Here is a 13,106-nt window from a genome sequence, read left to right on the forward strand (position 1 = left end):
CTTTTTTACGTCGGATTAATCCGGGAAAAGCAATCTTATAAATTTTTGAAAGGGAAACCATACTTCTGTTTCGTACTTATCTTCATACTGTAAATATTGTTTTTTGGTCATTAATCCTACAGGGCCTTCAAAGATACCACCCATTCCGCCGTGGTCATCCACTAAAACCACAACGGTGTTTTTGCCTGAAAAGTTGAGTAGTCCTTCTGGAATAGGGTAGGCCCGTCGGATTTGCCAGTCGCCCCAAAAACTGTTCCCCAATGGTGTTTTGTACATTTTTTCTGTTGACCCGATGAGTTTGCCGTTGATGAAAACCTGGTCTTTATCGTCTATTTTTCCCCCAATAAAATAAAGGGTTTTACCTTGTAGCGCCTTATCCAATGTAAAGGTTTTACGGTAGCATGCCTGACCGTCATAATTGTTATAGCCTTGACTTTCCCAGGTTGAGGGAACAATGATGTTGTCCCATTCGGTATCGTTAAAATCCGGTTTCAGACAACTAAGGGTATAATAAAAACTAAATTTCCATTGACCGGATAAATCGAGTGCCAACAGTTGCGTGTTTGTATCGTATCCCAGTTTTAATTCGGTTCCTACCAATCCTCCTTCTTCGCCGTCGTCGTATACCCGGATGGCAATGGTATTATTTCCACCGTATTGAATAAGATGCGAAGGGATGGGATAGGCTACCTGAATGTTATAGGCAGTTTCGAATTGAGGGGGAAAGAGGCCCGTTTGACCAATCAGGGTGCCATTAAAATAAGTTTCATTGACATCATCAATTCTGTCGAGGTAGAGGTAGAGCTGTCTTTGTTGGACATCTCCGGGAATATGAATGGTTTTTCGATACCATGCATATCCGTTGTATTCCACATAACCTTGGTTTTCCCAACTGCTGGTGGCCTTGATTTGGTCCCATTCACTATCGTCAAAATCTTTGGCCGCCCATTCCGGATGGTCTCCGATATTGAATTTCCAATATCCGTCCAGAGGAACGACCGGATATATTTGGCAAAATATCGACTGGTTCATCAGAAAAAGGAATAGTCCAAAATAAATTATGCGGAACGATTTCATAATTGGTTTAATTAAGATGTTTGCCCGATGGAACTGGTATGACCATGTTTTTACGCATTTTTTGTAATAACCTTACTTAATCATGTTCAATTCATGAATAATGGTTTTGTAATGATTTCTAATTTAAAGATGGGAATAAAATAGGTTTTAACTGTCAGCAGAAAATCATAAAATGTCATGAAATGTCACCGTTATAGCACCATTTTATATCCGATACCATGAACTGTAAGAATAATTCTGGGGTCGTTCGGGTCTTCTTCTATTTTCTGTCTAAGCTTAAGGATGAAGTTATCTATGGTTCGTGAGGTAGGTTGATAGTCGGTACCCCATATTTCGTCGAGCAATTCATCACGGTCGACGGTCTCATTTTTATGTGTAAACAGATAATGAAGTATTTCAAACTCTTTGTAGGAAAGTTTTGTTTCCACGCCATCGATAGAGGCTGTGTAGGCCGTGAAGTTTACCAGTAACCGACCGACTTGATGCGTTTGGTTTTGTTCTGTCGTTGCGTCGGCGCCGGTGCGCCGCAAGATGGCTCTGATACGGGCCAATAGTTCCCTCAGGCTGAAAGGTTTCGTGATATAATCATCGGCACCCAGTTCAAGACCTAATACTTTGTCAATTTCTTCGGCTTTGGCGGTAAGCATAATAACCGGTGTCTTATTGCCTTTGGCCCGGGCCTGTTTGCAAACATCAAAACCTGAAAGACCCGGCATCATTACATCCAATAAGGCTACATGAAAACGATTGGTCATGAGCTTTTTTAGTGCATCGGTACCGTTGGTGGCCGTAGCTACCTCGTAACCTTCGAACTCCAGGTTGTCTTTTAAGCCCTGAAGCATGGGAAGTTCGTCTTCTGCAATTAATACTCTTATCATTAGGGGTATTCGTTTTTTTAGATATTGTTATTGCTTAAATCTTTATCGGTGAATAAGATGGGAAAATACAGCCTGAAAGTGCATCCCTCACCGGGCTTACTGGTTAATGTTACTTTCCCTTTATGGGCTTTAACAATTTCGTTAACGATGGCCAGGCCCAGGCCGGTGCCTTTCACCTCATGGGCCAGGTGACCGGTTGTTATTCGGTAAAACTTATCAAATACCAGTTTCTGTTTCTTTTTGGGGATTCCCGGGCCGTGGTCTTTGACCTCAACAAATGTATAGTTCTTTCTGGTCCCGGTGGTAATTTCAATTTTCTTTATATCTCTGCTGTACTTTATAGCGTTGTCTATAAGATTTATCAAGGCATCGGCTATGGCTTCCCTGTCACATCGAATGGGCTTTAGCCTGTCGGCCGGGAAATATTTGACATCAAAACCTTTGTTTTTCAGATGAAACTGATAGGTGTCCAATACTTTTTGGGTGATGATGTTCAGGTTGCAGGTATCGAAATCAAACTTTTGGCGACCGCTTTCCAATCGCGAAAAATTGAGAATTTTATTTACCATTCCGGTCAGTCGCTGGGTCTCTTTGCCAATGATGCGGTAGTATTCGTTAACTTTTTCGATGGTTTTAATGCGTCCCATTTCCAGCGTCTCGATGTACATGCTGATGAGGGCCAAAGGCGTACGTATCTCGTGCGAAACGTTGGAGATAAATTCCGATTTAATGCGAGCCAGCTCTATCTCTCGTTTTACACTTAAAAACAGGAACCATATTCCGATAAAGATGACCAGCAAGACCAGAGCCATGAGTCTTAACCCTTCGCGAATGCGGCGATTGGCCATATCGGCAATGGATTGGTTTTTGAGACCGATGCCAATTTTAATGGTTGGGAAAAACCACATGCTTCCTTTCTGGTCGTATTGTTCCATTGGTGAAGCATTGGGTTCGGACGATATCAGCAAAATATTGGTTGTTGTGTCCACCAAATCGATGCGGAAATGCTCCTGTGCAATGGATTGAATACGCGGACTTACCTGATTCCGGAAAAAAGCAAGCAAATCAATGTTTACGAAAAAAACGTTCAGCTTTTCGTCACGGTCTTCAGCAATAAACAGCAGTAACGTTTCATCATCCAGGCCGGGAACCGAAATAAGTTTGCGGTAACCGTTTTGATAGTAAGTTTTTAACTGTTCTATCTCTTTGGAATATTTGTTTAATATGGAATCTAATTTAGAGAAAAGGTCGGGGTGCGGCGAACGACCATATACCAGCGAATAGGTTTTGTTGGCTTTTGCCAGATAGATTTCTTTAATCGATTGATTTTCGGCAACCATTTTTTTGAGACGGTTGCTATCCGTTGGATATTTAAGCCACAACTCCAGTCGGGTACTCCAGGTGTCCGAGATATCCAACGTGTAGGAATTAATGGAAGATACGATGGTTTCAAGTTGCTCTTTATAAACAGTGCTGATGAGTTCCTCGTTTTCATTGATTTTTACATATTCGTAAATGGTGGCAATGACTACGGGGAACAGCAACAGCACTGTCATTCCGGCTAAAATTTTTTGCAACTTTTTGGTCATTCAAGATTTATATATTGGTTCGAAAATTAAAGCTAAAAAAACTATTTGAATTTTGGGTGGATTGCCGGTAAAAATAAATGATATATCTTTCATCTTTACTGCCGGGCCATTTTATCATCATTTTTGGATTCTTCATCCGGACTGAATTTCTCCAAATAGGCCATAATATTATCTACATCCGGATTGCTCTGAATATTTAGACATTGTCCGTCTTTGTAATAGTAAAAATGAGCATCCAGCGATTCTTTGGCGCCGTTGTAATATTCATCTTTAAAGACCATCACGCCGTTTTTGCATTTTACCAGTTCCATCATGCTAAAACGGCCGGTTTTACGGTTATTTCGATATACCGGCATTTTTACAAAGAGGCGGCCGTCTTTTGAATACCTTACAATGTCTTTGTTGGAAACAGTAATGGTTTTACCATCTTCCAACGTACATTTGGTTTTAAAAGTTCTAACATCAATTTTCCCACAAAAGATGGTGTCGGAATGGGTGACAACATGGTTGGTCATCAGATTTTGGGCACTTCCAATCATTACTCCCAAAAACATTGCTCCTAAAGAAATAATTAAAGTTTTCATGATAAAAAATTTTAAGTGATACAATTAGTGATTGATTCTCAGAAGCAAATGTATGGCAGCAAATATCTTTGGGTGTCACCCTTTTTTCAGATGTTGTCATAAATTGTCATGGAATTGTTTTAATTCGTTGACAAAGCAGTTGAGAAAACTACAGAAGGGAATTAAAACGTTCTTTTCCACATAATGAAGGGCATTACCGGAAATAACGTTAATTGTTTGTATGCATTGTCATCATTATCGAAATAAATCAGATATGGATTTTGACGGTTATAGGCATTATACAAACCAAACGAAAGTGTCCTTGCCCCATGTTTCTTTTTCTTAGTGGTTTCGTATGATATATCCAAGCGGTGATAATCGGGCATCCTGGTATTATTGGGGCCCGAATAGTGGGGTATGAAAGAAAAATCATACCAATAGGATTCCTTCAGAAGGGGCGGATAGAGGCCTGATACTTCAGAAGAAGGAAGTGTCAGGGGTTGGCCCGTGCGGTAATAGAAATTGACGGAAAGCTGGCGTTTCCTGGTAGCATCATTTTTTAAACTGAATAATAGATTTAGATGAAGGTCATGACGCCTGTCATAATCCCCGTTAAACCATTGGCCGTCATAGTATTCGTTAAATTTAGCCTGTGTTCGGGATAAGGTATAAGCTAATTTCAAAGCACCAAAGGGATAATGGCATTCACCCAGAAATTCCAGGCCTGAAGAACGACCGTCTCCAATCTTTATTTTTTCTGCCCAATCGATTTGTGCAAAGGCATCTGATGGGATTTCATAGCTCGCGGCGATATTTTTGTATTGTCGAATGTAGCCTTGAATATCAATGTTCCATTTCCGGTTTGTAGATACGTTGAATCCTACAGATAGGTCTGTGCCCATGGAACTGTCAACATGTGGTGGTACCGGGACATAGAAATAGCCGGGCCAGCCACTGCTTGATTTACTCAAAACATAAAAGGATTGCCTGGTAATCATTCCACTTGCCTTTAATGCAAATTGTTCTGACAGATTATGCCCTATTGACAGGCGGGGCAGAATAGCTGTGATACTTTTGCCATCTCTTTTTTCACCTAAAGTTCTGATACCTGCTTGCAGGTTCCAGTGCTCTGTTGACCAGATACCTTCACCATACAGATTGATGGTTTTAATGTCAGAGTAGGGACTATTCTCACTGTAATATTGCCCTTGAAGCGATTGATTTGTTTTAGCAGGTCTAAAACGTTGATAACTTCCGGCTATTCCCGTTTTGATAAGAAGATTTGTGTTTATTTGCCAATCCAATGAAAGCTTTGTGCCCAGTTCCCGGAAAAGAGATAGCCGTTCAAAATAGTCGTTATATGCCTGACTTGAGTTTTCGCTTTCCTCTTTATCGAAGTAGTTGCTGAAATAAAGCAAGGCATGGGCAAAAAGGTCGGAGGACAAGACACTAGTATATCCTGCCGATGCCAGATAATTTCCCCAACTTAAATGGTAGTTGGTTTTGTTTGTGGCGGTTTCGGAGCGTACAAAGAAATTATCTTTCCCGTGATACAGATTTAAAAACAGTCTGTCGGTTCCTATTTTGAAATTGACGCGGGCCGTGATATCAGAAAAAGAAATGCCGGGAACAAAACGGCCATTGCTTGAGAGGCTCTGAAATCCTGAATAGAGAAGGTCAGGCCATGACCTCCGTGCCGATAATAACCATGTGCTTTTTTTCTTTACTACAGGACCCTCAAGGGTGAGGCCTGTACCAATGGAGCTAAAAAAGAAACTTCCTTGGTTTTTGTTTTCGTTTCCTTCACGTCCCCAAACATCTATTACAGATGAAAGGCGTCCCCCAAATCTGGCCGGAATGCCTCCCTTATATATGGTGGCCTCTTTTAAGGCATCCACATTAAAAATGGATAATAAACCAAACGCATGATTAATATTATATACGGGTGCACCGTCAAGCATTATGAGATTTTGACCGGGATGACCTCCACGTACATATATTTCAGAACCTCCTTCTTTTCCCTGGCTGATTCCCGGTAAGGTTTGAATTTTTTTTAGCAGGTCTGGTTCTCCGAATATGGAACCGGCTTGCCTGAATTCAGACTGGCGGAGTTTAAGTATTGGTGAATTGGGTGTGGCAATAAAATTTTGAAGCGTGTTTGTTTTTACAGTAATATCATTCAAGATATACCCGGGCTCCAAAAACAGTATCAGGGTGCTGTCGGGAAGTTCGCTGGTTGATATTTCAATAGGTTTATAACCAATGTATGAGATGGTGACCTTTTGCGTTTGGTTGGGCAGGGACAACGAAAAGTAGCCATATTGATTGGTTGTAGTACCGGTTCCCCAAGGATACGTAATAATATTGGCGCCGGGAAGTGATTCGCCTGTTTCTATATCCAGAACATAGCCATTGACCTTTTGCTGGGAATAGCCGTTCGCCATGTTTGCAAACAGGGGAAAAAATATGAGAATTACATGAAAAAGGCGGTGAATGTAGGGCATAGTGTTAAGCTATTTACTAAAACCGAAATTTCTGAATATTGCATCCGGCAAAAATTCCATAGCCATTGGTAATGTTGGAATAGATAAATATTGGTTGATAGGAAAAGGGGAGGTCCACTTCCGGGTCCCAACTCTTTTGTTCCCACGCTGTTTTGAAATATTTGTCGTAATCTTCCGAAGCAGTGATGATAAAGACATCTATTTGGCTAGACATTGTCCACGGTTTGAAAAAAAGAACCTGGGAGGTGGTATTTAAACTTTGGGCATCAATGCGAATAAAAAACTCATATTCATAGACGTATCCATCAGGGACGGAGGAGTCGTACGTTCTGTTAAAAACGTCCGGAAGGACTGAGTTGCAGTATAATCCCGAGGCCTGCTCTACAGATGTGCCGTTGTTATTATTTAAAGTGGTGACTATCCATAACCCTCTCATGCTATCGGTTGGACCACCAAGCGTCAGTTTGAAATGATTTTTATCCCATTCCCCCAGCGGATTTTCCTCTAAAATAACGGATGCTTCCATGTTTTCTGGAACAATGGTTGTCGCACTGACTGTTTTCATGCCTGATTTCGATACTTCAATACGATATATACATCCAGCTTTAGCTGAATGATTAAATAAATATACCCCCTCCTCGGTTTCCTGTGGCAAGTCTAGCAGAGTGTTGTTTTCCCAAAGGAGAATTTCAGCACCTGTGATGGGGACAAATGCCTCCATTGAATTGGGCCTGCGCGTCCATGACAGGGTTACCGAAATGGTACTGTCAGCAGTGATTATGGCATTAATAACAGGCATGGGTGCTTCCCGGGGAAATTCACCTTCAAATTCACTGGTACAGGAAAGCGTTAAATTCAGAGACAATAGAAACAGGATAAAGGATAGGGGCTTGCCAGGCATGTACATGTACGCTATTTCTTTTTTAGAAATTTAAACAACGGGATAACCACACCCACCTCAAAACGTCGGCTGTAGCCTTCTGTTTCGGGACCAAAAGACTCACTATTTGAGGGTCCGTTATCTCCATAATACGAAGACTGAACAGGTTCATATCCGTATGAATCTGAAAGACCGAAATAGTAGCGTGCATAAATATCGGCCCATTTGAAATGTTTTAGTAAGCCGGCAGAAAGTTCAACATTGAAGTTTGACTTTCGGGACCCAAATAATGCATATTCCCACCTGGGTCCCGCCTGTAAATTAAAACCTTTGTACACCATAGAGTTAACAAAGGTATTCATGGAAAAATAGAAAATAGAGCGGTCTATGTCACTAAAATTAGTTAAATAATCATCAGAATAATCCAATGGCAATTTACCTATTGCCGGTTCAATTTGAAAACTTATTACTTTAATGGCCGGAATATGGAATGAATATCCCAATTCCCATCCGGAACCCTCACTGTATTGTATAAACTCCTGTTCTCCGTCCGATTTTAATTTGGTATCACTAAATGTAGTTGAAAATTTTATTCCCGAGTGGGGTTGGGCGCTTAAAGCTGAAAAAATAAAAAAAACATAAATTAAAACAAATGCTGCTCTTTTCATAATTTGTTTAATGTGATAATATTAGTTTAAAAAACGGCAAGAATGTAGTTCTGTCCTAAAAATCAATTGAAATATTTGTGTTTATTAAATTCATTTTTTGAAAATTGGACTTTGTATCAAAAATTAGCCTGGGGCCCACATCTATTTGGATATTCTTCATGTTCCCCGACAGGCCGGCACCTGCTTCCGTTTGCGGAAATAATGGATTCATTATAGCAAAACTGCTTTTTTGAGATTTGCTGAAGTCCCAAAGTCTTTGTCCGTATAGGTAAAGACTTAAGTGAGAGTTGAATGCATACCGAACCGAAGACTGCATGCCATATTGAAGCGACGGATGGGGTGATTCGGGCGTGTCAATGCGAAGAAGGCTACCGCCTAAAGTAACGGTTAGCTTATTCACCGGCTTAAACACGATATCGCTTTTGAAATGCTGGTAACCGCCGAAGGCAGGGTAATGCATAATGCTTCCGGTATTCTGAAAATAAATCTTCCCGGCTGGAGGAATGGAATCCAAAGAATTGTTGTCGAAAGTCCAGTTTCGTTGGAGACGGATACCGTTGTATTCGAAATAAGGATTTAATAATTGGTTTTCTTGTTGTAATGTGAGCGAAGGAAGTTGGTATTTTAAAGGTGTGTTTATATTCGGCTTTGGTATGATATCAATATCCCGGGTTGATTGGGCTAAAGATAAATGCAATGGCCAGGAGAAGAGCAGAAGGGGCATGACGATAAAAAGCATGCAATGCCTAAATGGCATTGAACATGCATTTTTCGGCAATTTTTTTATCCGTCTGTCAGGAATATTTTTGCCGGCAATAAGTGATCTTTTTTTTAATTGGCATGAAACAATCCCTGTAATCTGCATTAAAGATATTTGTTCCATAAAAGAGGTTATGTGGATAAGTTGACCGCACTTACAAAGAAAAAAAAAATAACTGAATAAAGCAAAATGATTATTATATAATATAGTTCATGCCCCAATAATTGTCAAACTGCCTTGTCATTTTTTACGGCACAGAGGTTCCCGCACATGGTGCAGTGGTCTTCATTGCTGCTTTCCGATTCTTTTTTTCGTTTCCTGGCCATTTGGGGGTCGAGGGCCAGTTCGTACATAGTTTCCCAGTCGAGGTCGCACCGGGCCTTGGACATTTGATGACAATCAAAAATCTATGGAGTGCGGTACTGATAAAGGTGAGCATACGATAAAATCTCTTCCCTTCGCAGGCATTATCCTGTGCAGGTTCAATGGGTATGATCTCAGCCTGTTAAGTAAGGCACCCCTAAATTGAATTTCAAAAATAGGAATTGTATTGTTAAACCGCAAAAATAGGTTTCTTTTTCATCCGTATAAAATTTACTTAAATCATTGGTCGGATGGAACTCGCATGACTTAAAGTTTATACATGTTCTTATTGTGACAAATCTTTTTAGTCATTCTCGTTTTATCTGTATAAAATTTACTTACTTTATTGATATATTGGTTCTTAAAAGTAATCATTAGTGGTTAGTGGTTAGTAGTTAGTTAATCAACACTTGTCACTAATGACTGTTGACTAATGACTAATCACTTCTTCTGCCTGTGCACTTCTGCCTTAGAGTTTTATACATGTTCTTATTGTGACAAACCTATTTGGTCATGCTCGTTTTTTTTCTTTAGGAGGATTACTCTCTTCAAATTCGGGCATCTTTTTTACAACCTGTCCTACTATTATCAATAGCGGTGTTTCTTGTAAAAGCGGATGTTGACATAATTGGTCGAGTTGCGATATTACTACTTTTGATTGAGGATTGGAAACATTACTTATGAGTGCAACCGGGGTATTTTTATTCCATCCTTTTTTTATCAGTATCTTGGAAATTTCGCATTGTTGTCGTGCCCCCATATAAAAGACCAGAGTACTGGCCTGAGGTAATTCCCGTTCGGCCAGGTTATGCCCCACACAAAAGGCGACGGAAGACCCTATTTCGCGATGGGTTAGTGGGATCTGAAATTGTGCTGCCGCCGCAAAGGCACTGGTGATGCCCGGTACTATCTCCACATCGATATTATGACTGTTAAGAAATTGTATTTCTTCGCCGGCACGACCAAAAATGAGGGGGTCTCCGCCTTTGAGACGAACCACTTTTTTTCCATTCCATGCAGCCGCCACCAATAACTGATTGATTTCTTCCTGATCGATGTGGTGCCGCCCGCAACGTTTCCCGACAGCAACTTTACGGGCAGGATAATTTTCCAGGAATTGAGCATCTAACAAAGCATCATGAAAAATAATATCTGCTTCCAACAAATAGTTGTGGGTTTTTAGTGTGATTAACTCGGGATCGCCTGGACCAAAACCTGCCAAAACAACTTTGGGATAAGTCGTTGTTTTTACATTTTCTGTTGGCTTGGGTTGGCCGTTAATACCCGGTTTTTCGGGTTCGGGCAAGCCGGCTAAGCCGGACCCGGAGTTTTTTTTTATATTATCACGAATCATTATTGACTGTTTCACGTTTTTTCCATTAGAGCCTACGGCTACAGTTACGTCTTCTTCACGGTAAATGGCAGGTGAAACAAAATCACTAAGGCGCGGATTGTCGGCCAAATTAACCAGAATATTGCGGGCGTGACAATGTTCGCGGATAATCTCGTTGGTATGGCGGTTGTCGGTGCAGGCATAAACCATGAAGAATCCATCCAAATCGGAAGGATCATAGCTTTTATGAATGATGTGAATATTATCTATTTCCAAAAACGCCGGATCGATTTTTATGCCGACCACGGTGATCGAAACATTAAAGCGACGCAGACTTTTAACTTTTGACAGGGCTGCATTGCCACCTCCTACTACTAAAATTTTTTTCCCGGTAATATTAACCGATATGGGCAAATATTCCTGTTGATGATGCTTTAAGTTGTTCATGGCTCCTGATTTTAGGTTATTAATAATTATTTAAGGCCGGATGTTTTTGATTTCTGCTGTCGTTTGCCGGTGCACCCCGCTGTCGTTGTGGATTTTCAATCCGCAACGCATTATTTTCGGGATTTGTAAGCCCGTTCCTATACCCGATAAAGATTTAATCACAATAAAACTTTTTTCTTTTGATTTGGGTACGGGGCTTACCAATCCACTCAGACGTCTTTTAATGCCGGAAATCTTTTCCTTGCACTGTTTCTTTGACATATTTTTTCCGGATTACGAAATCCCCAAAACCTTCTCCCGATTTTTTGTTTTTGGCATAATCGGCAAAAATTGGTTTAAGGGTTTCCAGTATTTCATCTTCGGTAAGGGTTTCACGATATAGGGTGTTAAGCCTTGTTCCTTTTTTGTTGCCACCAAGATAGAGGTTGTAGTGGCCAACAGATTTTCCGATAAGACCTATTTCGGCCAGATAGGGTCGACCACATCCATTCGGACATCCGGTCATGCGAATGACGATTTCCTCTTTCAGCAAATCATACTCTTTCAGAATAGATTCGATTTTTCCGACCAATGCGGGTAAATACCTTTCGGCTTCGGCAAAGGCTAGTCCGCAGGTGTTGAGCGCTACACAGGCAATGGAATTTTTCCGCAGTCCTGATAGGGTAGCTGGCCATACATTATGTTTCTTTAATATTTTGGCTACTGTTTCTTTTTTATCGGTATTGGCAATTATTAAATTTTGGTTACCGGTCAAAATAAATTTGGCATCCGTAACTTGTTGTGCTACTTCGCGCAGCGCTGTTTTCAACCGAAGCGAAGGTGTATCCTTAACCCTTCCGCCTTCCACAAACAGGTTGAGACTCCATTTCCCGTCGGTCCCTTGTTTCCAACCATAGCGGTCGCCGTTACGGATAAAACGAAAGGAACGGGGCGATTCCAGCTCGAATCCCAGGCGTTTGTTCACTTCCTGTTTGAACCATTCCAGGCCATGATCGTCTATGGTATATTTCAAACGGGCTCGCTTGCGGTCCTGACGGTTTCCATACTCTTTCTGAATCAGTACGATGGTTTCGGCAACTTTCAGCACCTGATCGGGGCGGCAAAATCCTATCACATCGCCCAGTCGGGGATAAGTGTTGGGATTCCCAAAGGTAGACCCCATGCCACCGCCGGCTGTAACGTTGAAACCGGCCAATTCACCTTTTTCTTCGATGGCTATAAATCCCAAATCCTGCGAAAAGACATCCACATCGTTATAGGGTGGGATGGCAATGCCAATTTTAAATTTCCGTGGCAAATATGTTCGCCCGTAAATAGGTTCAATTTCTTCTTTTGAAGATACCAACAGCTGTTTATCAAGCCATATTTCATGATAAGCAGGCGTTTGAGGCGTAAGATGCCTGGATATTTCGCCTGCCAGTTCATACACCTGCGCGTGTAGCGCCGATTCGGCCGGGTTGGCATGCGACATCACATTACGATTTACATCTCCGCAGGCAGCGATGGTATCCAGCAGCACCTCGTTGATGCCTTGTATGGTGGTTTTCAGGTTTTTCTTGATGACACCATGCAGCTGGAACGCCTGTCGCGTCGTGAGCTTTAGGGTTCCGTTGGCGTAACGGTCGGCCAGCTCATCCATTTGCAGCCATTGTTGCGGGGTGGCTATGCCACCAGGGAGACGAACACGTATCAAAAAGAAAAATGCGGGTTCCAGCTTACTCCGTTTGCGTTCTTTTTCCGTGTCGCGGTCAAATTGTTGATAGATGCCATGAAATTTAGATATTTGCGTATCGGAATCGGCAATAGCACCGGTTACAGGGTCGCCTAAACTATCGGTGAGGGTGCCGCGCAAATAATTGCTGTCGTATTTAATTTTTTCCAGTTGAGACAATTTGCTCCAGTCAATTTGTTGATTCATGATTTTGCTTTTTAGTTCAGAGTTTTTGGTTGCTAATAATTGTTTTTTTGTTGCATGATAGCATCGAAAGGTTTGATAAATGTTTCTATTCTGGCTTGCCTAAATACTCAATACCACTTAATTAAA

The 13,106-nt window shown here is 41.3% G+C and carries 11 protein-coding genes and 1 riboswitch; all 11 genes read right to left on the reverse strand.

The genetic code is table 11. The features are described 5' to 3' along the window. Window positions 1-15 precede the first annotated feature (15 nt). Window positions 16-1,077 (reverse strand): beta galactosidase jelly roll domain-containing protein, encoded by a 1,062-nt coding sequence (locus BM130_RS03275; RefSeq protein ID WP_010528188.1) that lies wholly within the window; start codon window positions 1,075-1,077, stop codon window positions 16-18. 191 nt (window positions 1,078-1,268) lie between these two features. Continuing rightward, complete coding sequence (locus BM130_RS03280) at window positions 1,269-1,955, reverse strand: response regulator transcription factor (protein ID WP_010528189.1); 687 nt, start codon at window positions 1,953-1,955, stop codon at window positions 1,269-1,271. 17 nt (window positions 1,956-1,972) lie between these two features. Then, window positions 1,973-3,511, reverse strand: coding sequence for a sensor histidine kinase (locus BM130_RS03285; protein ID WP_237706154.1), 1,539 nt, complete (start codon window positions 3,509-3,511; stop codon window positions 1,973-1,975). A gap of 128 nt (window positions 3,512-3,639) precedes the next feature. After that, window positions 3,640-4,128 carry a hypothetical protein gene (locus tag BM130_RS03290; RefSeq protein ID WP_074964260.1) on the reverse strand — a complete coding sequence of 163 codons (489 nt, stop codon included), beginning with the start codon at window positions 4,126-4,128 and terminating at the stop codon, window positions 3,640-3,642. A 161-nt stretch (window positions 4,129-4,289) separates the two neighbouring features. Continuing rightward, complete coding sequence (locus tag BM130_RS03295) at window positions 4,290-6,551, reverse strand: TonB-dependent receptor (protein ID WP_157998112.1); 2,262 nt, start codon at window positions 6,549-6,551, stop codon at window positions 4,290-4,292. A gap of 76 nt (window positions 6,552-6,627) precedes the next feature. After that, window positions 6,628-7,512 carry a DUF4249 domain-containing protein gene (locus tag BM130_RS03300; RefSeq protein ID WP_029626671.1) on the reverse strand — a complete coding sequence of 295 codons (885 nt, stop codon included), beginning with the start codon at window positions 7,510-7,512 and terminating at the stop codon, window positions 6,628-6,630. Between the two features lie 11 nt (window positions 7,513-7,523). Continuing rightward, window positions 7,524-8,159, reverse strand: coding sequence for a hypothetical protein (locus BM130_RS03305; protein ID WP_010528195.1), 636 nt, complete (start codon window positions 8,157-8,159; stop codon window positions 7,524-7,526). Between the two features lie 55 nt (window positions 8,160-8,214). Then, window positions 8,215-8,916 (reverse strand): hypothetical protein, encoded by a 702-nt coding sequence (locus BM130_RS03310; RefSeq protein WP_138956922.1) that lies wholly within the window; start codon window positions 8,914-8,916, stop codon window positions 8,215-8,217. A gap of 230 nt (window positions 8,917-9,146) precedes the next feature. After that, the gene (locus BM130_RS03315) at window positions 9,147-9,308 is read right to left on the reverse strand and encodes a phosphomethylpyrimidine synthase ThiC (protein ID WP_010528197.1); all 162 of its coding nucleotides are present in this window, start codon (window positions 9,306-9,308) and stop codon (window positions 9,147-9,149) included. A 47-nt stretch (window positions 9,309-9,355) separates the two neighbouring features. After that, a riboswitch (TPP riboswitch) is annotated at window positions 9,356-9,451 on the reverse strand. A gap of 342 nt (window positions 9,452-9,793) precedes the next feature. Then, on the reverse strand, window positions 9,794-11,062 hold the full coding sequence (cobA, locus tag BM130_RS03320; protein WP_010528198.1) for a uroporphyrinogen-III C-methyltransferase: 1,269 nt from the start codon (window positions 11,060-11,062) through the stop codon (window positions 9,794-9,796). A 220-nt stretch (window positions 11,063-11,282) separates the two neighbouring features. Beyond that, window positions 11,283-12,980: an NADPH-dependent assimilatory sulfite reductase hemoprotein subunit gene (locus BM130_RS03330; protein WP_010528200.1), complete on the reverse strand. Its 1,698-nt coding sequence runs from the start codon at window positions 12,978-12,980 to the stop codon at window positions 11,283-11,285. Window positions 12,981-13,106: the final 126 nt, after the last annotated feature.

The organism is Thermophagus xiamenensis, from assembly GCF_900112795.1.
GTDB lineage: Bacteria > Bacteroidota > Bacteroidia > Bacteroidales > Marinilabiliaceae > Thermophagus > Thermophagus xiamenensis.